Source organism: Streptomyces sp. NPDC089799, from assembly GCF_040684755.1.
In the GTDB taxonomy this organism is placed as follows: Bacteria; Actinomycetota; Actinomycetes; order Streptomycetales; family Streptomycetaceae; genus Streptomyces.
The window spans coordinates 47,590-70,946 of the sequence record NZ_JBFBGR010000003.1; the positions used below are offsets into that span (position 1 = coordinate 47,590).

Below are 23,357 nucleotides of genomic sequence, written 5' to 3' on the forward strand. Positions count from 1 at the left end.
CGGGCGGCGGCATGGCAACCAGGCCGCCGGTCCAAGGTGCCCGGTGCCCGGCGCTCAGGCCGCCAGTCCCCGGTGCCCGGCGTGCTCGCCGTCGAGCGTGGGGTAGTCGGTGTAGCCGTCCGCCCCACCCGTGTAGAAGAGGCCCGCGTCGCGCACCTGGTTGACGGGCGCGCCGGTACGGAGCCGCTCGACCAGGTCCGGGTTCGCGAGGAAGGGCCGGCCGAGGGAAATCAGGTCGGCTCCCGCGGCGAGCAGCCGCTCGGCCGCCTCCCGGCCGCCGTCGGCGGGCAGCGGCTGCCCCCAGCCGAGCACCGGGTTGGCGATGATCGTGCCGGACCACATCGTGCGGATGCGCCGGAAGACGGGCTGGTCGGGGTCGGCGAAGACCACGTGGACATAGGCGAGGCCCGCGTCGGCCAGGGCGTCGATCAGGGCCGGGTAGATGGCCTCCGTATCGCCCTCCTCGATGCCGTTGACGGTGAGTCCCGGCGCGATGCGCACACCCACCCGCTCGGGGCCGATGGCCTCCGCGACCGCCCGGACCACCTCGACGGTGAACCGGATGCGGTGCGCCACCGGGCCGCCGTAGGCGTCCGTACGCCGGTTGCTGCCCTGGGCGAGGAACTGGTGGAGCAGGTAGCCGTTGGCGGCGTGCACCTCCACTCCGGCGAAGCCCGCGTCCACGGCGTGGCGGGCGGCGGCGGCGAAGTCGGCCACGGTGGAGCGGATCTCGTCGAGGGTCATCTCGCGGGGGACGACGGCGTCCTGAGGACCGGAGGGGGTCGAGATCTGCTCCGGGAGCGGGACGGGCGACGGTGCGACCGGGGTCAGCCCGCTGTTGTCGGGGTGACCGACCCGTCCGCCGTGCTGGATCTGGAGGAACATGCGGCCGCCGGCCTCGCGCACCGCGTCGGTGACCCTTCTCCAGCCGTCCACGTGGGACGGGAGGTGGATGGCGGTGATGTTCGGGTAGGTCTGCCCCACGGCGTTCGGCGTCGACGCCTCGGCGATGATCAGCCCGGCCGTGGCGCGCTGTGCGTAGTACGTCTCCATGACCGGCTGCGGGACGCCGTCCGCCGAGGCCCGGCTGCGGGTCATGGGCGCCATCACCAGCCGGTTCGGCAGGCGCAGGGGACCCAGTCGGGTCGGCTGGAAGAGGGGGGACCGGGAAGGGTTGACGGACAAGGTCGTTGCTCCAAGCAGGGCGGGGCACCCTGCCCACGGAAAGTGGGGAGGGTGCGGTCGGCGGGTGACGTTGGGCGGGCCGAGCGGCCGATGTCCACTCTCCGGCGCCCCGACCGGCCCATCAAGATCGAAAAGGGCTACGATCGGTGACCGGAACTCACCGAACGGGGGCCTGGGTTGGAGCGGCACGAGATCGAGGCGTTTCTGACGCTCGCCGAGGAACTCCACTTCCGGCGCACCTCCGAACGGCTCGGGTTGGCGCAGGGGCGCGTGAGTCAGACCATCAAGAAGCTGGAGCGCCGCATCGGCGTACCCCTCTTCGAGCGCACCAGCCGCCACGTCGCCCTGACCGCGATCGGCGCACAGCTCCGCGACGACCTGCTCCCCGGCTACCGGCAGATCCAGCACGCCGTCGCCCGCGCCACCGAGGCCGGACGGGGGATCGGCGGGACGCTCCGCGTGGGCTACTCGGGGCCGATGGTCGCCGAGTTGATCCTGAAGGCGGCCGAGAAGTTCCGTGCCCGCTACCCCGGCAGCGACGTACGGATCCAGGAGGTGCAGCTCTCCGACCCCTTCGGCCCGATCCGGAGCGGTCAGGTGCACATGCAGATCACCGAACGACCTTGCAGCGAGCCGGATCTGACGATGGGTCCCCTCGTGCTCTCCGCTCCCCGCGCGCTCATGGTCCCCGACCGGCACCCCCTCGCCCGGCGCACGTCCGTCTCCCTCGAAGACTTCGCCGAAGCGCCCCTCGTGGCCATCGCCGGCGCGGTCCCGCCGTACTGGCTGGACTACCACTATCCGCAGCACACCCCCGCCGGCAGGACCGTCCCCCGAGGGCCCACCGCCATGTACTGGGCCGAGCTGCAGTCCCTCGTGGCGGCGGGAGCGGGCATCTCACCGGCCTGCGCGACGGCGGAGCGCTACACCGGCCGCCCGGGCATCACCTGGGTGCCGTTCCACGACGCCCCGCCCGTGGACTTCGGCTTCCTCTGGCCCGCGTCGGGAGAGACCGTGCGGGTCCGCGCCTTCGTCGAGCTCTTCCCCGCCATCGACTAGTTCGGACGCGTCGGCGGTGCCGCCGCAGGCACCGGTGCCGGCGGCGGCAGCGGGCGGGCCGGGGCAGGTGCGGCCCCCATCGGCCGATGCCGCTCCGGATGCCGTGCCCGGGCAGCGCACCCTCGGAGGTCCGGGAGGTGCCACACCTTGCGGGTCGCCGTGCCGTCTCGCGGCGCGGGCAGCGCATGTGATCAGGAACTCATCCGCTTGGTGCGGCGGCGGGCGGGGCTGTAGCGTCGCGGCGACATAAACACATAGCGACGACGGCGAGACGGAAGTCCGGTGAGAATCCGGCATGGTCGCGCCACTGTGTGCTGCGGCGGCACCCCTCCGGGGGGCGGCCGCGGCGAGTCAGACCCTCGGACCGTCGATCCGCACCACCACATGGGACGCGTTGTTCCCCGAGGAGGTTCCACCATGGCCGAGGCCGTCGCTTCCGCTGCCATACCCACCCCCGCCGTCTCCCCGTCGGCTCCGCTGCCCGTCAAGGCCGTCCTGCCCTGGGCCCTGTTCGTCGGCCTCCTGATGCTCGTGGCCCTGTACTTCGTCGGTGCCGAGCAGGGCGCCACCGCCGTGTTCTCCGGCGAGGGCGTGCACGAGTGGGTGCACGACGGCCGCCACCTGCTCGGCTTCCCCTGCCATTGAGAGGCACGCGCACCATGTACGCCTCCACTGTCAGAGGTCTGCTGGTCCGCGGCATGCTCGCGGGCCTGATCGCCGGACTGTTCGCCTTCGCCGTCGCCTACGCGGTCGGTGAGCCCCCCGTCCGGGGCTCCATCGCCGTCGAGGAGGCCACGGCCGCCAAGGAAGCCGCCCCGGCGGCCGGCCACGCCGCCGGTCACTCCGGTCACGGTGCCGCCCCGGCGGCCGCCGCCGAGGAAGAGGAAGAACTCGTCAGCCGTCCCGTCCAGTCCACCGTCGGCCTGGCCACCGGTGTCCTGGTCTACGGGGTGGCCCTGGGCGGCATCGCCTCCCTCGCGTTCTCCTTCGTGCTCGGGCGCGTCGGCGGGTTCAGCCCGCGGGCCACGGCGGCGCTCACGGCCGCGGGCGCCTTCACCACCGTCTACTTCGTGCCGTTCCTGAAGTACCCGGCGGCCCCGCCGGCGGTCGGCAATCCCGACACGATCGGGCAGCGCACCACGCTGTTCTTCCTGATGATCCTGCTGAGCGTGCTGCTCGGCGTGGGCGCGATCATCCTGGGACGCCGGCTGGCACCGCCCCTGGGCAACTGGAACGCCACCCTGGCGGCCGGCGCCGGCTTCGTCGTCGCCACCGGGCTGGCCTTCCTGGTCCTCCCGGACAACACCGACGCGGTGAAGCCCGAGTTCCCCGCGGCCCTGCTGTGGGAGTTCCGGGTCGCGTCGGTGTCCGTCCAGGTCGTGATGTGGGCCGTGTTCGGGGTCGTCTTCGGCGTCCTCGCCCAGCGGCTCCTGGCCCACCGCACCGACCCGGCCGGTACGGAGGCCACGGCTCCGCAGCCGGCGTCGGCCCTCGGCTGATCCCCGCACCGCAGCCACACCCCAGAGCCCTGCGGTCCCGGACGTCCGGGACCGCAGGGCTCCGGTCGTGAGCGTCAGGCGGCGCCACCGGCCCCGCCGGGTCCTCCCTCACCGCGAGGCCGTGAACACCTTCCCCGGGTTGAGGATGCCCGCCGGGTCCCAGACCCGCTTGATGCCCCGGTGCAGGTCCAGCACGGCCGGTCCGAGTTCGGACACCAGCCCGCGCATCTTGAGCAGTCCCACGCCGTGCTCGCCGGTGACCGTGCCGCCGAGCGCGACCGCCTCCTCGACGATCGTCTCGAACACCTCCCGGCACCTGGCCAGTTCGCGCTCGTCGCCGCGCGGCACCACGATCATCGGGTGCAGATTGCCGTCCCCCGCGTGGGCCAGGCCGGCGATCCGTACGTCCTGCTCGCGGCCGGTGGCCTCCAGCCGCGCCAGCATCTCGGGGACGAGGGTCCGCGGGACGCAGATGTCCTCGCTCAGCACCATGCCCTGGCGTTCCAGCGCCGGGTAGACCAGGCGCCGCGCCGCGAACAGGGCGTCCGCCTCGGCCTGGTCCTCCGAGCGTGCGCTCCAGCCGGCGCCCGCGTCCCGGAAGCAGGCCAGCACGGTTTCCGCCTCCTGGACCCCGGCGTCACCGGGCGCGTCGCAGCGGGCCAGCAGCAGTACGTTGCCGGTGTCGCCCAGGCCGGTGTTCTTCCACTCGTCGACGGCCCGCAGGCAGTACCGGTCGACGAGCTCCAGGGCGCTGGGGACCACTCCGGAGGCCACCACCCGGGCGACGGCCCGGCCCGCGGCCGGCAGGTCGTCGAAGGCGCCGACCACCGTGTGCTCGGGTGCCCGCTCCCCGCGCAGCCGCACGGTGATCTCGGTGACCAGCCCGAGCGTTCCCTCCGAACCGACCAGCAGGCCGGCCAGTTCGAACCCCGCGCTGCTCTTCGCCGTACGCCGGCCCAGCCGGACCACCTCGCCGCTGCCGGTCACGGCCTCCATGCCCAGCACGTAGTCGCGCGTCACGCCGTACTTCACGCAGCACAGCCCGCCCGCGTTGGTGGCCACGTTCCCGCCGATCGTGGACCAGGGCGCGCTCGCCGGGTCGGGCGGGTACCACAGGCCCTCGGCGGCGCAGGCGGTGCGCAGGTCGTCGTTGACGACGCCCGGCTGGACCACCGCGAGCCGCTCGTCCGCGTCGATCCGCAGGATCCGGTCCATGGCCGCGAAGGAGACCACCACGCAGCCCTCCACGGCGTTGGCACCGCCGGACAGGCCGGTGCCCGCGCCGCGGGCGACGACGGGTACGCCGCGTTCGGCGCAGTAGGCGACCACGGCTGCGACCTCGGCGGTGTCGCGCGGTTCCACCGCCGCCGCGGGCAGCACCCAGGGGGCGCCGGCGGCCTCGTCGTGTGCGTAGGACGCCAGCACGGCCGGGTCGGTGACCACGCGTCCGGCGGGGAGCAGCCCGGCGAGATCGGAGGTGAGGAGCCCGGCGGTTTCAGAGGATGTCGTGCTCATAGCCGGGAGGCTCGCACCGGCCCGGGACGGGGTCAATTGACCCTTGGTACACGGTCGAAGGGGAGGTGTACCAAGGGCCAATTGCCTGGTCACAGCCGTGTCGGCAAGTCTGTTGACGCCAGATCGGGCCGTGGATGCGGCAGAAGCGAAGGGGTGGGTCAATGGCGGCAGTGGTCACCGGGATCGGGGGGTACCTCCCGCCCAGGGCGGTCACCAACGACGACCTCTCGCGGACGCTGGACACGACCGACGAGTGGATACGTACCCGGACCGGCATCCGGGAACGGCGGGTCGTCTCCGAGGGCTTGTCGACGGGCGAGCTCGCGGTGCGGGCCGGCGCCCGGGCCCTGGAATCGGCCGGGCTGAGCGGTGTCGACGCACTCGTGGTGGCGACCACCTCGCCCGAGCGGCTCTGCCCCGCGGTCGCACCGGAGGTCGCCTCCCGGCTGGGGCTGGGCACGATCGCCGCGTTCGACCTGACGTCGGCGTGCAGCGGGTTCCTCTACGGGCTCGCCACCGCGGCCGGACTGATCGAGTCCGGCACCGCCGACACGGTGCTGTTCATCGGGTCCGAGGCGTTCACCACGCTGGTGAACCAGGCCGACCGGGCCACCGCGCCCATCTTCGGCGACGGCGCCGGGGCGGTGGTGCTGCGCCGCGGGACCCCCGACGAGCCCGGTGCGCTGGGCCCGTTCGACCTCGGCAGCGACGGTGCGCTCGCCGACCTGCTGGCGATCCCGGCCGGCGGCTCGCGCCAGCGGTCCGCCGACGGCGGTCTCGGCCACTCCTCCGTCCCCACGGAGGACTGGTACCTGCGGATGGAGGGCCGGGCCCTCTACACCCAGGCCGTCGAGCGGATGACGCAGTCGGCGCAGGCGGTCCTCAAGCGGGCCGACTGGAGCGTGGACGACGTCGACTGGTTCGTCGGCCACCAGGCCAACATCCGCATCGTGTCGGCGGTGGCCGAGGAACTGGAGCTGCCCGAGGAGCGGGTCGCGGTGAACATCGACCGGGTCGGGAACACCCTGTCGGCGTCCGTGCCGCTGCTGCTCAACGACTACGCGGCCCGCGGCGACCTCAAGGCGGGCCAGCGGGTGCTGCTCTCCGCCTTCGGCGCCGGCCTGTCGTGGGGCTCGACGGTCCTCGTCTGGCCCGAAGTCCGCGCCTCCTCGGTCGACTGACCCTCGTCCGGACCTCGCAGCGACCCGCACACCGAGCGCCGGCCCGGCTCACCGTCGGGCCCTCTGCCCGGTCCGGCGTCCCGAGTGAGGCCTGGCCCGCCGGCAGGCGGGGGCGACCCGGACAGCTGTCGGTCAGGCATCCGTCCCGGGCTCCGTCCGGGGACGTGGCTCGGATGGAGTTCCGGTCCACGGGCCGGCGCTCCGGCGCACTGCACCGTCCGCGGGCAGGCGGGGGCTCGGACGGCCTGCCGTCCGGCACACGTCCCTACCTGTCCCAGGACCGTGGTGCGGTCCGCGCTCGGGCGGGAATCGGAGCGTGGTCCGAAGGTTGGCCCGGACCGATCCCGCTCCTGCGGACCCGGCGCCCGGGCCGCGGCCGGCTTCGATGTCCGGCCGACGGCTCGGTCCGCGGTAGGTCGGGGAACGGCGCGCAGCCGGACGTACGGGCCAGCCTTCGGTCCCGACGTACGGGCCCGACGTCCGAGCGGTGGTCCGGCTTCGCCGACCAGCCGACGGCTCGGTGCGGTCGGCCCGAAAGCCGCTCTACGGTCGGCCGGGCTCCCGAGCCCGGTCTCCCGGGCGCGGCCGACAGGCCGGCCAAGGGCGACGGCCTCCACGGCCGGGCCAATGACCCGGGCCCGCGGACCCGCCGCCCGGCTCGTGGCCTGACGGCCGACCCGACTGTCGGAACGGCGGGACGCAACGTCCGTCGGACCGGCGGGACGGAACGTCCATCGAACGGCAGGACGCAACGTCCGTCGGAACAGCGGGACGGAACGGCGGTCGGAACGGCCGCGGTCCCCTCCCCGCCCCACCCGTGTCCATGAGCACCATCCGCGCACCGCGCGCACCGCGCGCACCGCGCACCGCGCGCCACGCACCACCCCCTCGGCGGATCGGTCGACCGATCTGCCGGCACCACAGACTTCCGGCCGGTTCCCCCGGCCGGTCCGCCCGTCGGCGGCCCGACCGCCGCACCGGCACCCCGTCCAATCCAGGAGGAAACCATGAGCTCCGTCCACGACTCCGTCGTCGAGGTCTTCGTCGCCCGCTTCGACCTCGACCCCGAGACGGTCGTCGCCGACGCGACCTTCGACGACCTCGGCCTCGACTCGCTCTCCCAGATCGAGCTGGCCACCGCCCTGAAGAAGCGCCTGGGCGTCGCCATCACCGACGAGGAGCTCTCCGAGGTCTCCGTCGTCGCGGACATCGTCGCCCTCGTCGAGAAGAAGGGCGCCGCGGTCTGATGACCGGTTTCGCTGCCGCCATCACCGGCATCGGGCTCGTCACGCCCGCCGGTGTCGGCGTGAAGGAGAGCTGGGACCGGGTGGTCGACGGCCTGCCGACGGCCGCGCACCACGACGACCTCGCCGGCCTGCCGGTGACGATGGCGTGCCGGGTGCCCGGTTTCGACCCGGCGGGACAGGGCCTGCGCGCCGCGTGGCAGTGGGACCGCTACTCCCAGTTCGCCCTCGTCGCCGCCCGCGAGGCCCTGGCCCACGCCGGCCTCACCGCCGGCGAATGGGCCGACAGCTCGCGTGTGGCCGTCATCCTCGGCTCCGGGGCCGGCGGCACCGCGACGCTGGAGGAACAGCACCGGGTGCTGATCGAGGAGGGCCCCTCCGAGGTCTCCCCGATGACCCTCCCCATGGGCCTGCTGAACATGGCCGCCGGGCAGGTCGCCATCGACATCGGCGCCAACGGCCCCTGCATGGCCCCGTGCACGGCCTGTGCCGCGGGAGCCAGCGCGATCGGGCTCGGCCGCGAGCTGCTCCGCTCCGGTCTCGCCGACATCGTGGTGGCCGGCGGGGCCGAGGCGCCCATCACCCCGCTGTACCTCTCCTCCTTCGCCCGGATGCGGGCCCTGTCCCGCCGCCTGGACGACCCGCAGTCCGCGTCGCGTCCCTTCGACACCGGCCGGGACGGCTTCGTCCTCGGTGAGGGCGCCGGCGTGGTCGTGCTGGAGTCGGAGGAGCATGCGCGGGCCCGCGGCGTACAGCCGGTGGCGAAGGTCATCGGCTACGGCGCCTCCGCGGACGCCCACCACGTGACGTCCCCGCATCCCGAGGGCAAGGGGGCCGAACTGGCGGTCCGTGCGGCCCTCGCCGACGCCGGCCTGACCGGCAGGGACATCGGCTACGTCAACGCCCACGGCACGTCCACCCCGCTCAACGACGTGATCGAGGCGGGCGTCATCCGCCGGGTGGCCGGGACGGACGCCCAGGTCAGTTCGACCAAGGGGGTCACCGGACACCCGCTGGGCGCCGCCGGATCCATCGAGGCCGCGTTCGCGGCGCTCACCGTGCACCACGGTGTCGTCCCGCCGTCGGCGGGCACCACCGAGATCGACCCGAGGGTGGAGGTGGACGTGGTCCACGGCGCCGCGCGCCGGCGCCCGGTGGAGGTGGCCCTGAGCAACTCCTTCGGCTTCGGCGGCCAGAACGCCGCCCTGCTGATCGCCTCCGCCTGACGGCCGCTGACCGCGGCTGACGGCCCCGGGCAGCACCGGGCAAGCACCGGCTGCCCCCGCGGCGCGGCGGGACGCCGGCCGGACGTACCCGCCGTCCGGCGTCCCGCCGCGCCGCCCGCCCGGGCCGACCCCACCCCCCGAACCCGAAAGGACCCCCGATGACCTCGTCGGCCTCCGCCGACCTCACCCGGCTGCTCTTCGACGGCAGGTACGAGCAGAGCCACAAGGACCTGCACGACCTCCTCCTGGACCCCGTGTTCGACCCGCGCGAGGGCCTGGACATGACCGAGGCCGGCAAGCTGGCCTACGAGCGGTCCCGTGCCGTGCACGGCGCCCTGGAGACCCCGCGGCAGATCCTGGCGGACCCGTGGCGGCTCTTCGCCCTGGCCGAATGGCCCTCGCTGGTGGACGTCTCCACGTTCTCGCTGCTGATGGTCCACTACAACCTCGCGTTCGGCACCGTGCTGGAGCACGGCGACCGCGAGGACACCAAGGACCTGGTCGACGAGCTGGACCGGCTGGACTCCTTCAGCCCGTACATGGCCACCGAACTCGGCTACGGCAACAACGTGGCCGCGCTGCGCACCGAGGCCGTCTACGACCCCGCGACCGAGACGTTCGTCCTCAACACCCCGGACGCGCTCGCCCAGAAGTACATGTCCTACAGCGGCTTCCGGGACATCCCCAAGCTGGCCGTGGTGATGGCGCGCCTGAAGGCGGACGGCAAGGACCACGGCGTGTTCCCGTTCCTGGTCCGCATCAGCGACGGCACGGCACTGTGCGAGGGCGTCCACGCCGCCCCGTGCCCGGAGAAGCCGGTCCAGGGCCTGGACAACGGCCTCACCTGGTTCGACCACGTACGCGTCCCCCGCCGCAACCTGCTCCACGGCGACATGGGCGGCTTCGGCGAGGACGGCGTGTTCCGCCCCGCGTCCGGGAACCAGCGCAAGCGCTTCCTGCGGGCCATGAACCGCATCCTGCCGGGCCGGCTGTGCGTCTCCAGTGCGGCCACCGGCGCCGGCCGCGCCGCCGTCTACGTCGCCCTGCGCTACGCCGTGCAGCGGCTCACCAACGCCCCCGGCCGCAACGACCTGCCGATCATCGAGTACCGCAGCCACCAGCTGGCGCTGTTCACCGCGCTGGCCCGCACGTACGCGATGACGCTGCTGCTCAACCACGCCAAGCGGGAGTTCACCTCGGTCCCGCCGAACGCCGTGCCGGCGGAACTCAACCACCTGGTGTCGATCACCAAGGCGCTGTCCACCTGGGAGATGACCGACGTCATCGCCGTCTGCCGGGAACGCTGCGGCGCCCAGGGCATCTTCAGCGTCAACCGGATCGCGGACTACGGCTCCCTGCTCCAGGGCCTGGTCACCGCCGAGGGCGACAACCAGGTGCTGCTCGCCACCACGGCCGGGCAGATCATCGCCGCCGGCGAGGCCGACCCCGAGCCGGCCGCCGTGACCGACCCGCACGGCCGCGACCTGCGCGACGCCGGGTTCCTGGTCTCCGCGGTCCGCCACCGGGAGCAGGAACTGCTGCGCCGGGCCCGCACGGCCATGTCCGACGACTCCGTCGACCGGACCTACTTCGAGGCGTGGAACGCCACCATCAACACCGGTCTGGAGATGGCCCGGGCGCGCGGCGTGCGCACCGCGCTGGAGTGCATGGCCGAAGCGGCCGAGACCGCCCGCACGGAGGAGTCCCGCACCGCCCTGGGCCTGCTGACCGCGCTGTACGGGCTGACCGAGGTCGGCCGCGATGCGGGCTGGTACCTGGCGAACGGCGTGCTCACCGCCGGGCAGGTCGAGGAGCTCGCCGCGCAGACGGACGCGCTGTGCGCGGACCTGCTGCCTCACGTGCAGACCATCGTCGACGGCTTCGGCCTCACCCCGGAGCTGCTCCGGGCGCCGATCGCGGCCGACGACTACGTGTCCGCCTTCCAGGCGCGGACCGGTGCCCACGGCCCGTCGGCCGCCCCCGCGGAGGCCGACGCCAACGTCAACGCCAACGTCAACGCCGACGCCGACTCCGGCGCCGGGGAAGGAGAGCGGGCCTGATGGCACGGCACACCTACCCCTGCCCGATCCGCTGGTCGGACATGGACGTCTACGGCATCGTCAACAACGTCTCCTACCTGCGCTACCTGGAGGAGGCCCGGGTCGACTTCGTCTTCCGGATGGCGCCGACCGACGGTGACGCCTTCTTCCGGGACGGCTCGGTGGTGGTGGAGCACTCCATCCGCTACCGCAAGCAGCTGGTCCACCGGCACGCGCCGGTGGACATCGAGATGTGGGTCTCCGACCTCCAGTCGGCGACCGTGGCCATCGACTACGTGGTCCGGGACGGGGACACCGTCTACGCCACCGCCTCCACGGTCATGGCGCCGTTCGACTACCGGGCCGGCCGGCCCCGGCGGCTGACCGACAAGGAGATCCGCTTCTTCGAGAAGTACCTCGAGCAGAGCCCGGCGGCCCGCTGACATGCGGCTGCTGCGGATCGGACCGCCGGGGCGGGAGCGGCCCTGCGCCGTCGGCCCCGGCGGGATCGTCCGGGACCTGTCCTCGTGGGTGCCGGACTGGACGGGCGCCCACCTGGACCCGGACGCGCTGCGCGTCCTGGCCGCACGGCTGGAGCGGGAGGGCGGAACGCTGCCGGAGGCCGACCCGGCCGCCGAGCGGGTCGGGCCGCCCGTCCGCCCCGGAGGGCACGTGCTGTCCATCGGGCTCAACTACCGTGCGCACGCCGCCGAGGCGGGCATGGACCTGCCCGACGAGCCGATCGTCGCGAGCAAGGCGCCCTCCGCCGTGGCCGGCCCCCACGACGACCTCCTGCTGCCCCCGGGCGGCGAGAGGACCGACTGGGAGGTCGAACTCGCGGTGGTCATCGGACGGGTCGCCCGCTACCTCCCGGACCGGTCCGCAGCGGCCGCGCACATCGCCGGTTTCGCCACCGCCAACGACCTCTCCGAGCGCAGCTGGCTGCTGGAGCGCGGCGGGCAGTGGGTGAAGGGCAAGTCCTTCGAGTCGTTCGGGCCGCTCGGACCGCAGCTGGTGACGCCCGACGAGGCGGGGGACCCGCAGTCGCTCCGGCTGACCTGCCGGGTCAACGGCAGGCTGATGCAGGACGGGAACACCGCGGACATGGTCTTCGACGTGGCCCACCTCGTGTGGTACCTGAGCCGCTTCATGGTGCTCCACCCGGGTGACGTCATCCTGACCGGCTCCCCCGGTGGCGTCGCCCTCGGCCGGCCCGACCAGCCCTACCTGCGCGCCGGGGACCTCGTCGAGGCGGAGGTGGAGGGGCTGGGAGCACACCGCCAGCGCTGCCGTCCCGCCGTCGTACCGGACGTCGTACCGGCAGCGGTACCGGACGTCGTACCGGCCGCAGGACCGGGCGTCGTACCGCTCGCCGCGCCGGACGCCCGGGTGCCCGGTGCCGGCGCGGCGGCGCCGGCGCCCCGGACCGGGGAAGCCGTGGAGGCACGGTGGTGATCGCCGGTCTGCTGCCCGCGCCGGTCGCCGCCTGGGAGTCCTCCGGGACCCACCCGGAGTTCGTGCCCCACCCGGCGGAGGCCGCCTCCCTGCGCAGCACCGCGCCCGCACGGCGCGGTGAGTTCGCCACCGGGCGGTACTGCGCGCACCGCGCCCTGGAACGGCTCGGCACGCCCACCGCGTCGATACCGGCCGGGGAGCGCGGCGGGCCGCGATGGCCCCGCGCGGTGGTCGGCAGCATCACGCACTGCCGCGGCTACACGGCCGCCGCCGTGGCCCGCCGCGGAGAGATCGCCGCGCTCGGCATCGACGCCGAGCCGCACCTGCCGCTGGCCGCCGACGTACTGGAGTTCGTCGCCGGCCCCGGGGAGCGCGCCCACGTGGCGGAGCTCCTCGCCCGCCGGCCCGACGTGTGCTGGGACCGGCTGCTGTTCAGCGCCAAGGAGAGCGTCTACAAGGCGTGGTTCCCGGCCACCGGCCGGTTCCTGGGCTTCCTGGGGGCCGAGGTCCGCTTCGACCCGGCGGCGGGGACCTTCCGCGCCGACGTGCCCGACGCCGTACCGGCCGGCGGGAGGGCCCCCGGCGGGCCGGCCCCCGGCGGGTCCCCGCTGCCGGCCCGGCTCACCGGCCGCTGGCGGGTCGCGGGCGAGGTGCTCCTCACCGCCGTCGCCGTGCCGGCCCCCTACGCCGAGACCATCCCCGCCGCCGCAGCGGCCGTACCGGACTCCCCGGAAGGAGAGCGAGAGTAGATGACCGTCCAGCAGGAATCCCCCGGCCGCGCAGCGGAGCCGCGCACCGATGCCCGGGGGCGGGTGGCCGAACTGCACGCCACCCGGGAGGAGGCCCTCCGGGGCCCGAGCGAGCGGGCGACCGAGGCCCAGCACAAGAAGGGCAAGCTGACCGCCCGCGAGCGCATCGAACTGCTGCTGGACCCCGGGTCGTTCAACGAGGTGGAGCAGCTGCGCCGACACCGGGCCGTGGGCTTCGGCATCGAGGCGCGCCGCCCGCACACCGACGGTGTGATCACCGGCTGGGGCACCGTCGAGGGCCGCACCGTGTTCGTCTACGCCCACGACTTCCGGATCTTCGGCGGGGCGCTCGGCGAGGCGCACGCGGAGAAGATCCACAAGATCATGGACATGGCCATGGCGGCCGGCGCCCCGCTGGTCTCGCTCAACGACGGGGCCGGCGCCCGCATCCAGGAGGGCGTCTCCGCCCTGGCCGGCTACGGCGGCATCTTCCGCCGCAACGTCCGCGCCTCCGGGGTCATCCCGCAGATCTCGGTGATCCTCGGGCCCTGCGCGGGCGGCTCCGCCTACTCGCCCGCGCTCACCGACTTCGTGTTCATGGTGCGCGGCACCTCGCAGATGTTCATCACCGGCCCGGACGTGGTCCGGGCGGTGACCGGCGAGGACGTCAGCCAGGAGGCGCTCGGCGGCGCCGACGTGCACGCGGAGCTGTCCGGGGTCTGCCACTTCGCCTACGAGGACGAGTGGACGTGCCTCGGGGAGGTCCGGTACCTGCTGTCCCTGCTGCCGTCGAACAACCAGCAGGACGCGCCGGCCCCCGTGGCCACCGATCCGGAGGACCGCTACTGCGACTCGCTCCTGGGCCTGGTCCCGGCCGAGGGCAAGCTGCCGTACGACATGCGGAAGGTCATCGAGGAGATCGTCGACCACGGCGACTTCATGGAAGTCCACGAGGGCTGGGCCCCCAACATCCTGTGCGGACTGGCCCGGCTCGGCGGCCAGGTCGTGGGCATCGTCGCCAACCAGCCGGTCGCCCTGGCGGGCGTGCTGGACATCCGGGCCAGCGAGAAGGCCGCCCGCTTCGTGCGGATGTGCGACGCCTTCAACATCCCGCTGCTGTCCCTGGTCGACGTCCCCGGCTTCCTGCCCGGCGTGGACCAGGAGCACGGCGGGGTCATCCGGCACGGCGCGAAGCTCCTGTACGCCTACTGCGAGGCCACCGTCCCGCGCATCTCCCTCGTGCTGCGCAAGGCGTACGGCGGTGCGTACATCGTCATGGACTCGCGCTCGATCGGCGCCGACCTGGCCTACGCCTGGCCGACGAACGAGATCGCGGTGATGGGCGCCGAGGGTGCGGCCAACGTGATCTTCCGCCGGGAGATCGCCGCCGCCGACGACCCCGAGGCGACCCGGGACCGGATGGTCAAGGACTACCGCTCGGAGCTGATGCACCCCTACTACGCGGCCGAGCGCGGGCTGGTCGACGACGTGATCGACCCCGCCGAGACCCGTTCGGTGCTGATCCGGGCCTTCCGGATGCTGCGGACGAAGCACGCGGACCAACCCCACCGCAAACACGCCAACACCCCTCTGTGACAAGGCCGCACCGGACCGCGCGACCCGCGGCCGGTGCCGCCGCGTCCCGGCCGTCCCGGCACCACCGGCGGGGACGCCGACCCGACCCGACCGACCACCGAACCGGTACCCCTGCGACGCCTCGGAGCGAGCCATGACCATCACCTTCACCATCGAGCCGGCCGACCCGCTGCCCGCCGCCGAGCGGGTCGCGCGGATGGAGGCGCCCGCCTTCGGCGAGGTGTTCTCCGACCACATGATCAGCATCGACTGGCACCGGGAACGCGGCTGGCACGACGCCCGCCTGCACCCCTACGGCCCGCTGGTCCTCGACCCCTCCGCCCAGGTCTTCCACTACGGGCAGGAGGTCTTCGAGGGCATGAAGGCGTACCGCCGTCCGGACGGGACCGTGGCGACCTTCCGCCCCTACGCCAACGCCGCGCGGTTCAACCGCTCCTGTGCCCGGATGGCGATGCCGGCCCTGCCGGAGGAGACCTTCGTGGAGGCGCTGGAGCTGCTGGTGTCCGCCGACCGGAACTGGGTCCCCGAGCAGCAGGGCCACAGCCTCTACCTGCGCCCCTTCATGATCGCGACGCAGCACACCATCGGCTTCTACGGCCCGTCCGCCGCCTACCGGTTCATGGTGATCGCCTCGCCCGCGGCCTCGTACTTCACGGCGGGCGCGAAGCCGCTGACCGTCTGGCTGTCCCAGGACTACACCCGGGCGGCGCCCGGCGGCACCGGCGAGGCCAAGTGCGGCGGCAACTACGCCGGCACGCTCGTCGCCCAGGCGCAGGCCCGCGAGCAGGGCTGCGACCAGGTGGTGTGGCTGGATTCGGCCGAGCGCCGCTGGGTCGACGAGATGGGCACCAGCAACCTGTTCTTCGTCTACGGGTCGCGGCTGGTCACCCCCGGGCTGTCGGGGACCCTGCTCGAGGGCGTCACCCGGGACTCGGTGCTGGCCCTGGCGGCGGAGCTCGGCTACGAGGCCGAGGAGGGCCGCATCAGCGTGGAGCAGTGGCGGGCCGACGCGGAGTCCGGGGCACTGACCGAGGTGTTCTCCTGCGGCACCTCCTCGATGATCACCCCCGTCGGCTTCGTGCGGAGCACGGCGGGCGACTGGACGGTCGGCGGCGGGGAGCCCGGCCCGGTGACCGCGCACCTGCGCAGCGAGCTGACCGGGATCCAGACGGGGCAGCGCCCGGACCCGTTCGGCTGGGTCCACAAGATCGTCTGAACCGATCACCCGAGGCGATCGTCCGAGGCGAACGCCCGAGGCAAACGCCCGAGCCGAACGCCTGACCCGGAGTCGCGGCCGCGGCCGCGGCCCCGGAACGACAACCGGAACGAAACCGGAACGACAAGAGGTACGCAGGACCGGGCCGCCCGTCCGTGTGGCGCGCGGCCCGGTCCGGGAAAGGGTGCGTGGAAGAGATGAGCCGTTCGGTCCTGGTCACCGGAGGGAACCGGGGCATCGGCCTCGCCGTGGCGCGTGCGTTCGCCGAGGCGGGCGACCGGGTCGCGGTGACGTACCGTACGGGCGAGCCGCCCGCGGAGCTGAAGGAGCTGGGCTGCCTCGCGGTCACCTGCGACGTCACGGACGCCGGCGCGGTGGAGCGGGCGTTCGGGGAGGTCGAGGAGGCCCACGGGCCGGTGGAGGTGCTGGTGGCGAACGCCGGCATCACGCGTGACCAGCTGTTGATACGGATGACCGAGGAGGACTTCACCGACGTCCTCGACACCAACCTGACCGGTGTCTTCCGGGTGGTGCGCCGGGCGTCGCGCGAGATGATGATGGCCCGCCGGGGCCGGATCGTGCTGGTCTCCTCGGTCGTGGGCCTGCTCGGTTCGGCGGGCCAGGCCAACTACGCGGCGTCCAAGGCCGGTCTGGTCGGTTTCGCCCGCTCGGTGGCGCGCGAGCTCGGCTCGCGCGGCGTCACCTGCAACGTGGTCGCGCCGGGGTTCGTCGAGACGGACATGACCCGGGCGCTGAGCGAGGGCCAGCGGACCGCGATGCTCGACCGCGTGCCGCTCGCCCGGGCCGCCCAGGCGGACGAGGTGGCCGCCGCCGTGCGCTTCCTGGCCTCCGACGGGGCCGCGTATGTCACCGGCGCCGTCCTGCCGGTCGACGGCGGGCTGGGCATGGGCCACTGAGCAGCCGGCGGCGCCGCGCGCCGGACCGGACCCCCGCGGGTCCGGTCCGGCGCTCAGTTGTGTTCGGAGACGAGCACCGCCCGGGTGCCGGGTTCCAGCGCCTGGAAGACGTGCGGCACGTCGGCCGGATAGCAGATGTAGTCACCCGGGTGCAGCTCCACCGGCTCGTCGGCGGTGCCCACCAGGGCCCGGCCGGAGCTGATGACCACGTGCTCCACCACTCCGGGCAGGTGCGCGGCGGAGGAGCGCTGGGGGCCGGGCTCGGCCGCGATGCTGTACACGTCGCGCCGGGCGCCCGGCGGCGAGGCGGCGAGCAGGGTCGCCCGGTAGCTGCTCTGCGCGGAGTCCACCGCCGGGCCCTCGCCCGCCCGGATCACCTGGACCTGCGGCCGGGACGCGGCGAGCAGCCGGGAGAACGGGATCTCCAGGGCCACGCACAGCGCCCACAGCGTCTCCAGACTGGGGTTTCCCGCGCCCGACTCCAGCTGCGAGAGCGTGGACTTGGCGAGACCGGCCCGGCGGGCCACCTCGGTGAGGGAGAGCCCCGCCCGGAGGCGCTCCGCCCGCAGGGAGGCGGCGATCACTTCGAGCGGGGGCTTCAGGGCGGGATCGGCATCGGACACGGCGTTCGCTCCAGTGGTCGATTGTTCGGCTTGACGAACACGGACTGAGGTGTTCATCATAAACGCCATGCGTTCGATATGGAGAACACTGGACCGGGGTCCCTTACGGGACATCGCCCTCGTCTGCCTGGCCGTCGGCGTCATCGGCGTCTCGTACGGCGCCGTCTCGGTCACCGGCGGCTTCCCGTGGTGGTTCCCCGTCCTGATGGGCGCGCTCGTCCTCGCCGCCGGGTCGGAGTTCCTGTTCGTCGGCATCATCGCGGCCGGCGGCAGCCCGATCGCCGCCCTCCTGGCCGGCCTCCTGGTCAACGCCCGCCACCTGCCGTTCGGCCTGGCGGTCCCCGACGTGCTGGGACGCGGCTGGCAACGCCTGCTCGGCACCCACCTGATGAACGACGAGACGGTCCTCTTCGCCATCGCCCAGGACGGCCTCCCGCGCAAGCGCGCCGTGTACTGGGCCTGCGGCCTCGGCATCCTGGGCGCCTGGCCGGCCGGCGCCGCCCTCGGGGCCCTGCTCGGGAGCGTGGTCGAGGACACCGGGACCCTGGGGCTGGACGCCATGTTCCCCGCGGTGATCGTCGCGCTGATCCTGCCCGCCCTCAAGGAACGGGCCCTGCGCAGGACCGCGTTGACGGGATGCGCCCTGGCCCTGGCGACGGTCGCGTTCCTGCCCGCCGGCCTGCCGGTCCTGCTCGCACTCGCCGCACTGCCGCTGTACGTCCTCTTCTCGGCGCGGCAGGAAGGGGCGGCCGCAGCCGAGGGAGGGGCGGACGGGCCTGCCTCTGCGGACGGGCCTGCCGGCGCCGACGGTCCTGCCGGCGCGGACGGCGCCGACGAGCCGTCCGGGCTGTCCGGGGCGGCGGAGCCCTCAGAGCAGCCGGAACGGTCAGATCGGCCAGAACAGTCAGATCGGCCAGAGCGGTCAGAGCCCTCAGAGTCGTCCGAAGGAGCGGTCCGTTGAGCGACACCGTGCCCGTGGTGCCGGCCCTGGCCGCGATGCTGGCCCTGGCGGGCGGCACCTTCCTGCTGCGCCTCTCCGGCCCGGCGCTGCGCGCCAGAATCACCTTCCCGCAACGGGCGGAGAAGCTGCTGGAGGTCTCCGCAGTCGTCCTGCTGGCCGCCCTCGCCGCCACTTCGGCGCTCACCGAGGGCGCCGACTTCGCCGGTGCGGCACGGCCCGCAGGAGTGGTGGTCGGCGGCGTGCTCGCCTGGCGCAAGGCACCGTTCCTCGTGGTGGTGCTCGCCGCCGCAGGCACGGCGGCGCTGCTGCGCCTCGCCGGAGTCCCGTAGATCCCGCGAACCGCCACGAAGCACCACGAACCACACCGATGCGCCCGCCGACACCGTCGGCGGGCGCATCGGCGTTCCGTCCTTCGCCGAGCAGCCGGAGGACCCGCCGAAAGGGCCGCCCCGGGCCCGCGGACCGGGCTGGATTATTTCTGGTTGATTTCGCAACGAGACAAGGTGAGATATCCGGACCGATGGCAGACGAATTTCAGCCGGATACCGTCTCAGATATTGGATCACTCATTGCCTGCACGGGAATACGTCGAGTAGCGTGACATACGTGGTGACCAGGGAGTAACCCCTTTCCCCGCCGTGAACGCGTCGACCACTTGCGTCCGGGCCACCCAATCCTTCAAGACACCCGAGGGAGTTGTCATGGGCGAGGGTCGTGAACCCTGTGACCTGACGGACCTTCAGCACGAGCGCCTCGCGGCAGGGCCGGGGGAAACGCCTCTGCCGGTGCGGACGTTCTGTCCACGCGACGGCGGACACCCGGGTGCGGCGAGCTCGCCGCACGGATCCCGGCCCCTCCGGGCCCGAGCGTTCCGGCGGCGCTCCGCCACCTCGACCCCATTCGCGTACGGCGACCTCCGCGATGTCTTGAATTACATCTCCGCGCGGCCGGAAAACGCATGGCCGATAATCGACATGAGGATGGCTGAAACAATGCGGGGGATCGACCGCTCCCGGGGGGACGGGATACGCGCGGCAGTCGTCCGCGATATCCGGTTTCGGACTGCTGCATTACCCCTCGACTTCCGGTCGGCCGCACCCCTGGAAACGCGCTTTCCAGGCCGTCCGGTGAGGGACGGGAGGCGCCGGCCCCACACCGGCCGCCTCTTGGCCCCCTGCGGCGCATCGGCCCCGGGCGCCCTCGGCCGGCGAGAACCGGCCGCCGCCCGCGCCGCCTCCCAGAACCCACCCCCGCGCCCAGCCCGGTGCACCCCCGTACGGAACGCACGGCAGCGGCCACCCCGGCCCACCGGAACCCGCCCCCGGGCGGCCGGACGGGCGGTACGCACCCGAGGGTGACCGGCCCACGGGGACCGACCCGAGCCGGGGCACGAACGGCCGCCGCCGGGGAGTGCCCGCTTGCGGCGCGCCTCCGGGAGGGACGTCCACCGTCCGGCAGGGCCGGGCTCCCGCGGATCCGCGACAAGGACGTCGCCACCCCGGGGAACCCGTGCACGGACCCGTGCCGGTGCCCGTCCCCGCCGTGAGCTCCACGGAACGTCCACGGACTCCGCATGCCGTCCCGCTCCACCCCCACTTCCCCCGGAAGACGGACGCACCGACGGTGCGGTGCGGTCAGCCCGGTACGTCCCCCGCACCGGCCGCCCCCGCACTCGGGCCCGACCCGGCCCGACCGGCTCCCTGCCGTACGGCGCCACGCTCCGACCGTCGACCCACGCCCCGCCACGCCCCCCACACCTCCACGCCTCCGGCCGGCGCGCCCTCGACGGCCGGAACGCACACGCGTACGGAGGGGTGGTCACCCGACCCCGCTCACCCGGCTCCCCCACATGCCCGCGGAGTGCCGGCCGGTCGCGAGCCGGGCGTCCGTGCTGCCCGGCCACGGGCCGGTGCACAACAACTGAAGGAACGTCCCACGACCACGCCCGGGCCCCGCACGGCCCGCCCCCAACCGCCGGCACCCCGGCGGCCCACCCCCGGTCACGAACTCAGGAGTCCGTCCACACCATGAACACCGCAGAGACCCGGAGCCCGCACGCCTGGGGCTCCTACCTCGTCACCGACAGCGGCGCAGCAGCCCACGAACGCGCGTGGGACACGGTCCTGGCCCGGGTGCCACTGCTGTCGGAACGCGAATTCGACGTCTTCCAACTGCTGGCGAAGGGAGCGTCGAACCGGACCATCGCGGTCCGGCTCGCGATCACCGAACGCACCGCCAAGGCCCACGTCGCGCAGATCCTCGCCAAGCTGGACGTGGAGTCCCGACTCCAGGCCGGCATCGTCGGATTCGCCTGGGGCACGCTCAGCGGGGGCGCCGACGAGCCCGTCGCGGCGCGCAAGCCCTCCCGGGCCACCCTCTTCGGCGGCTCCCCCGACCGACAGCCGACCCGGCAGCCGACCCGGCAGCCCACCCTGCCGGTGTCCCACCTGACGAGCAGCCCGTCCGACAGGCACCCGGTCTGAGCGGCACCCGGACTCGCCGCCGGGCAGCCCTGCACACGGGCGGTGCCTTCCGGGAGCCGCTGGACGGCTGGTTCCCGGAAGGCGATGGCCGATGGCCTGTCAGGGGTCAGGGGTCAGGGGGTCAGAGGCGGTTGACGTAGAGGCCTGCGTCGATGCTGTGGTCGACGGTGCCGGGTGCGCCGGTGGTCACCTCCGCGGTGGCGGTCTGCGCGTAGGGCGGGCCGTCGGGTGCCGGGTCGGAGTCCACGTCCTGGCCGGCTCCCTGCACCTTCTGGGGCGACCAGATCAGCTGGGTGGCGGGGTTGGCCGGCGGGCGGGGCCTGATCACGCTGAGGTTGGCCGTGGACTTGTCGAAGCGCACCTTGTAGGTGGTGTTGGGGCGGACGCCGTGCTCGGGACCGAAGTAGTACGAGCCGTCCGCTCCGGTGGTGACGGTGGCGAGCAGGTTGCCGTCCTCGGAGAGGAGCTGGACGGTGACGCCGGGGATACCGGGTTCGTCGTCGTCGACGCTCTGAGCGCCGCCGCGGTTGCGGTCGTACCAGACGCGGCTGCCGATCTGGACGGCCGGCTCGTCGCAGAGCACTTCCAGGTCGCCGAGGCCGTTGGCCTTGCCGAAGCCGCCGTCGAGCGGATCGTTGAGCTTCTGGATGGAGAAGCCGTGCTCGAAGGTGTTGGTGCCGCGGCTTCCGGTGTTGCGGTCGAAGTAGGCGCTGCCACCGGTGAAGATCTGGTTGGTGGGGTCCATGGCGGTGCTGGCGATGCGGTTCTCGCGCAGCGAGAGTGCGATGGCGCCCTGGGCGGTCTCCAGGTGGGTGTTGGGCCAGTTGTCACCCGGATAGAACTCGACCACATTGGCGGGCTGGCCGCCGTTGGGACGGGTGGGGGCGTTGTTCGGGCAGGCTCCCACCCCCTCCCACTCGAAGGTTCCGTCGGCCTTGAGGCAGGCCCGGTTGAGGTCGCCTCCCGAGTTGGTGGAGCCGCTGCCGTAGGCGGGATTGGGGTTGGGCATCTCGTAGCCGGTCATGTCGGCGAACCGGTCACGGAAGCCGAGGACCAGGTCGCCGTTGCTCTCGACGACGATGTCGGACAACAGCGGCTCGGGGTGGGCAATGAGCTGTTGCGGGAAGGTGGCCGCGCCGACGGTCCACGGGAACCAGCGGTTGAACTGCGGGAAGTTGACGTTGACCGCACCACGCGGGAAATTGAGGTTCTGCCGCAGCACGGGTGTCTGCGCGAAGGTGGCGTTCACCGGGTTGTACGTCCACACGACGGCTTCCATGTCGTTGACGTTCTGGGTGGACTCACCGGAGCACACGCCGCCGACGTAGACGACGCGGTCGCGTACGCCCAGGCCGAAGGGGCGCCAGTCGGAGGCGGCGCGGCAGCCCGGGTCGGGGATGGCGACCGAGGTGATCGGGGCCGCGGCGGTGGGGTTGTTGGCGTTGTAGGTGTAGAGCCGGCGGTCGTTGAGGTTGACGGCGTAGAGCTGGCGGTTGTCCTCGGAGATGTCGATGTCGCCGAGGGACTCCTTGCCGACGACGTTCACGAAGGGGCCGTCGAAGCGGATCGGGTCCTGGTGGGCCGTGGTGCCCGCGTTCGGGACGGTGGTGAAGAGGGTGGTGGCGCCGCCGGCGCGGGGGGTCACGTAGATGGCGCCCTGGCCGCCGGGGCCGTAGACGGTGTGCCGCTTGGCGTGGGCGCCGGTGAAGATGCGGCGCTGGGAGGTGTGGTAGGCGAGGCCGTAGGTGTTTCCGGTGTCATTGCGCGTGGCGAGGGTGGTGGTGTTGCCCGAGGTGCTGTTGCCGCGCTCGTTGAAGTCGAAGGTGACGGTGGTACGGACGCCGCCGGACTTGTTGGCGGCGACCTGGCAGGGGGTGGCGAGGCGGGGGTTGCTCTCGCACCAGTCCGCCGGGTTGCGCACGCCCATGGTCAGCTCGGCGTCCTCGCCGTTGCTGACGTCGATGATGGTGCCCTCGGAGGCGAGGCCGCCCGAGGCGCCGAACGACGGCTTGAGGAAGGAGTTCGGCGGCAGGTTCATACGGACGTAGTACTTACCGCCGTAGAGGGTGGTGTTGGGCGGGAAGACGGCGACCCCGTCCGGGCCGGTGACGGCGGTGACCTTCACACCGTCCATGTCCTCCAGCTCGACGATGATGCCGCCCACACCCCGCTCGGAGCCGGCTTCATTGCGTCCGTTGGTGTTGGAGTCGCGGACGACCTTGACGCGGATGGTGCCGTCGTCCGGATCGGCGCCCAGGGCCGGTTGTTGGAGGATTCCCGTGGTCAGGGCCAATCCGGCGGCTAGCGCCACCGCGGCCCTCCTCAGAGCACGCAAGCTTGCACTCCTCATCACTATCGGTGACATTGGATACACTGCGTGATGATGATCTCGACTCGATGATCTTCAAT

Annotated in this window: 20 protein-coding genes and 1 riboswitch; of the genes, 16 read left to right on the forward strand and 4 right to left on the reverse strand. The window is 73.1% G+C overall.

Annotated features, from left to right (window positions below; translation table 11 throughout):
• Positions 1–54: 54 nt before the first annotated feature.
• Positions 55–1,185 (reverse strand): alkene reductase, encoded by a 1,131-nt coding sequence (locus tag AB0O36_RS03410; protein WP_365103405.1) that lies wholly within the window; start codon positions 1,183–1,185, stop codon positions 55–57.
• A 177-nt stretch (positions 1,186–1,362) separates the two neighbouring features.
• Here AB0O36_RS03410 and AB0O36_RS03415 point away from each other — a divergent pair, with 177 nt between their 5' ends.
• From AB0O36_RS03415 to AB0O36_RS03425, 3 genes are all read left to right on the forward strand, one after another.
• Complete coding sequence (locus AB0O36_RS03415; RefSeq protein ID WP_365103407.1) at positions 1,363–2,244, forward strand: LysR family transcriptional regulator; 882 nt, start codon at positions 1,363–1,365, stop codon at positions 2,242–2,244.
• A gap of 273 nt (positions 2,245–2,517) precedes the next feature.
• A riboswitch (cobalamin riboswitch) is annotated at positions 2,518–2,601 on the forward strand.
• 60 nt (positions 2,602–2,661) lie between these two features.
• Complete coding sequence (locus tag AB0O36_RS03420) at positions 2,662–2,889, forward strand: CbtB-domain containing protein (RefSeq protein WP_365103409.1); 228 nt, start codon at positions 2,662–2,664, stop codon at positions 2,887–2,889.
• Positions 2,890–2,903: 14 nt separating this feature from the next.
• The gene (locus tag AB0O36_RS03425) at positions 2,904–3,743 is read left to right on the forward strand and encodes a CbtA family protein (protein WP_365103412.1); all 840 of its coding nucleotides are present in this window, start codon (positions 2,904–2,906) and stop codon (positions 3,741–3,743) included.
• A gap of 108 nt (positions 3,744–3,851) precedes the next feature.
• Here AB0O36_RS03425 and AB0O36_RS03430 read toward each other — a convergent pair whose 3' ends face one another.
• The gene (locus AB0O36_RS03430; RefSeq protein WP_365103415.1) at positions 3,852–5,258 is read right to left on the reverse strand and encodes an FAD-linked oxidase C-terminal domain-containing protein; all 1,407 of its coding nucleotides are present in this window, start codon (positions 5,256–5,258) and stop codon (positions 3,852–3,854) included.
• Positions 5,259–5,419: 161 nt separating this feature from the next.
• Between AB0O36_RS03430 and AB0O36_RS03435 the strand changes: the two genes are divergently transcribed.
• The 10 genes from AB0O36_RS03435 (at position 5,420) to fabG (ending at position 16,881) form a co-directional block, all read left to right on the forward strand.
• Positions 5,420–6,439, forward strand: a complete 1,020-nt coding sequence (locus AB0O36_RS03435) for a beta-ketoacyl-ACP synthase III (RefSeq protein WP_365103418.1) — start codon at positions 5,420–5,422, stop codon at positions 6,437–6,439.
• Between the two features lie 1,007 nt (positions 6,440–7,446).
• Positions 7,447–7,686 carry a phosphopantetheine-binding protein gene (locus tag AB0O36_RS03440; RefSeq protein WP_365103421.1) on the forward strand — a complete coding sequence of 80 codons (240 nt, stop codon included), beginning with the start codon at positions 7,447–7,449 and terminating at the stop codon, positions 7,684–7,686.
• The gene (locus AB0O36_RS03445) at positions 7,686–8,909 is read left to right on the forward strand and encodes a beta-ketoacyl-[acyl-carrier-protein] synthase family protein (protein WP_365103424.1); all 1,224 of its coding nucleotides are present in this window, start codon (positions 7,686–7,688) and stop codon (positions 8,907–8,909) included. The genes AB0O36_RS03440 and AB0O36_RS03445 overlap by 1 nt, the downstream gene beginning before the upstream one ends.
• A gap of 158 nt (positions 8,910–9,067) precedes the next feature.
• Positions 9,068–10,969, forward strand: a complete 1,902-nt coding sequence (locus AB0O36_RS03450; protein ID WP_365103427.1) for an acyl-CoA dehydrogenase — start codon at positions 9,068–9,070, stop codon at positions 10,967–10,969.
• Entirely contained in the window at positions 10,969–11,391 is a 423-nt protein-coding gene (locus AB0O36_RS03455) for a thioesterase family protein (protein WP_365103430.1), read from the forward strand. Before AB0O36_RS03450 ends, AB0O36_RS03455 begins: the two co-directional genes overlap by 1 nt.
• Position 11,392: 1 nt before the next feature.
• Positions 11,393–12,403 (forward strand): fumarylacetoacetate hydrolase family protein, encoded by a 1,011-nt coding sequence (locus AB0O36_RS03460; protein WP_365103433.1) that lies wholly within the window; start codon positions 11,393–11,395, stop codon positions 12,401–12,403.
• Positions 12,397–13,152: a 4'-phosphopantetheinyl transferase superfamily protein gene (locus AB0O36_RS03465; RefSeq protein ID WP_365103436.1), complete on the forward strand. Its 756-nt coding sequence runs from the start codon at positions 12,397–12,399 to the stop codon at positions 13,150–13,152. Before AB0O36_RS03460 ends, AB0O36_RS03465 begins: the two co-directional genes overlap by 7 nt.
• Entirely contained in the window at positions 13,153–14,748 is a 1,596-nt protein-coding gene (locus AB0O36_RS03470) for an acyl-CoA carboxylase subunit beta (RefSeq protein ID WP_365103438.1), read from the forward strand. It begins immediately after the preceding gene.
• Positions 14,749–14,881: 133 nt separating this feature from the next.
• Positions 14,882–15,964, forward strand: coding sequence for a branched-chain amino acid aminotransferase (locus AB0O36_RS03475; RefSeq protein ID WP_365103441.1), 1,083 nt, complete (start codon positions 14,882–14,884; stop codon positions 15,962–15,964).
• Positions 15,965–16,161: 197 nt separating this feature from the next.
• On the forward strand, positions 16,162–16,881 hold the full coding sequence (gene fabG, locus AB0O36_RS03480; protein ID WP_365103444.1) for a 3-oxoacyl-[acyl-carrier-protein] reductase: 720 nt from the start codon (positions 16,162–16,164) through the stop codon (positions 16,879–16,881).
• A gap of 53 nt (positions 16,882–16,934) precedes the next feature.
• On the opposite strand, the gene AB0O36_RS03485 is transcribed toward fabG, so the two are convergent.
• Positions 16,935–17,504, reverse strand: coding sequence for an XRE family transcriptional regulator (locus AB0O36_RS03485; RefSeq protein ID WP_365103447.1), 570 nt, complete (start codon positions 17,502–17,504; stop codon positions 16,935–16,937).
• Positions 17,505–17,571: 67 nt separating this feature from the next.
• Between AB0O36_RS03485 and AB0O36_RS03490 the strand changes: the two genes are divergently transcribed.
• The 3 genes from AB0O36_RS03490 to AB0O36_RS03500 all read left to right on the forward strand — a co-directional run bounded on the left by AB0O36_RS03490 (position 17,572) and on the right by AB0O36_RS03500 (position 20,948).
• The gene (locus AB0O36_RS03490) at positions 17,572–18,465 is read left to right on the forward strand and encodes an AzlC family ABC transporter permease (RefSeq protein ID WP_365103449.1); all 894 of its coding nucleotides are present in this window, start codon (positions 17,572–17,574) and stop codon (positions 18,463–18,465) included.
• Positions 18,466–18,500: 35 nt separating this feature from the next.
• Positions 18,501–18,794 carry an AzlD domain-containing protein gene (locus AB0O36_RS03495; RefSeq protein WP_365103956.1) on the forward strand — a complete coding sequence of 98 codons (294 nt, stop codon included), beginning with the start codon at positions 18,501–18,503 and terminating at the stop codon, positions 18,792–18,794.
• Positions 18,795–20,492: 1,698 nt separating this feature from the next.
• Positions 20,493–20,948: a helix-turn-helix transcriptional regulator gene (locus AB0O36_RS03500; protein ID WP_365103452.1), complete on the forward strand. Its 456-nt coding sequence runs from the start codon at positions 20,493–20,495 to the stop codon at positions 20,946–20,948.
• 121 nt (positions 20,949–21,069) lie between these two features.
• On the opposite strand, the gene AB0O36_RS03505 is transcribed toward AB0O36_RS03500, so the two are convergent.
• Positions 21,070–23,259 (reverse strand): SdrD B-like domain-containing protein, encoded by a 2,190-nt coding sequence (locus AB0O36_RS03505; protein ID WP_365103455.1) that lies wholly within the window; start codon positions 23,257–23,259, stop codon positions 21,070–21,072.
• Between the last annotated feature and the right edge of the window lie 98 nt (positions 23,260–23,357).

Excerpts from the sequence above, each read along its gene's own strand:
- AB0O36_RS03440 (WP_365103421.1), top strand. The coding sequence starts at position 7,447 with ATGAGCTCCGTCCACGACTCCGTCGTCGAGGTCTTCGTCGCCCGCTTC.
- fabG (WP_365103444.1), top strand. The coding sequence starts at position 16,162 with ATGAGCCGTTCGGTCCTGGTCACCGGAGGGAACCGGGGCATCGGCCTC.
- AB0O36_RS03475 (WP_365103441.1), top strand. The coding sequence starts at position 14,882 with ATGACCATCACCTTCACCATCGAGCCGGCCGACCCGCTGCCCGCCGCC.
- AB0O36_RS03495 (WP_365103956.1), top strand. The coding sequence starts at position 18,501 with ATGCTGGCCCTGGCGGGCGGCACCTTCCTGCTGCGCCTCTCCGGCCCG.
- AB0O36_RS03450 (WP_365103427.1), top strand. The coding sequence starts at position 9,068 with ATGACCTCGTCGGCCTCCGCCGACCTCACCCGGCTGCTCTTCGACGGC.
- AB0O36_RS03420 (WP_365103409.1), top strand. The coding sequence starts at position 2,662 with ATGGCCGAGGCCGTCGCTTCCGCTGCCATACCCACCCCCGCCGTCTCC.
- AB0O36_RS03430 (WP_365103415.1), bottom strand. The coding sequence starts at position 5,258 with ATGAGCACGACATCCTCTGAAACCGCCGGGCTCCTCACCTCCGATCTC.
- AB0O36_RS03490 (WP_365103449.1), top strand. The coding sequence starts at position 17,572 with ATGCGTTCGATATGGAGAACACTGGACCGGGGTCCCTTACGGGACATC.
- AB0O36_RS03460 (WP_365103433.1), top strand. The coding sequence starts at position 11,393 with ATGCGGCTGCTGCGGATCGGACCGCCGGGGCGGGAGCGGCCCTGCGCC.
- AB0O36_RS03425 (WP_365103412.1), top strand. The coding sequence starts at position 2,904 with ATGTACGCCTCCACTGTCAGAGGTCTGCTGGTCCGCGGCATGCTCGCG.
- AB0O36_RS03435 (WP_365103418.1), top strand. The coding sequence starts at position 5,420 with ATGGCGGCAGTGGTCACCGGGATCGGGGGGTACCTCCCGCCCAGGGCG.
- AB0O36_RS03470 (WP_365103438.1), top strand. The coding sequence starts at position 13,153 with ATGACCGTCCAGCAGGAATCCCCCGGCCGCGCAGCGGAGCCGCGCACC.
- AB0O36_RS03445 (WP_365103424.1), top strand. The coding sequence starts at position 7,686 with ATGACCGGTTTCGCTGCCGCCATCACCGGCATCGGGCTCGTCACGCCC.
- AB0O36_RS03500 (WP_365103452.1), top strand. The coding sequence starts at position 20,493 with ATGAACACCGCAGAGACCCGGAGCCCGCACGCCTGGGGCTCCTACCTC.
- AB0O36_RS03455 (WP_365103430.1), top strand. The coding sequence starts at position 10,969 with ATGGCACGGCACACCTACCCCTGCCCGATCCGCTGGTCGGACATGGAC.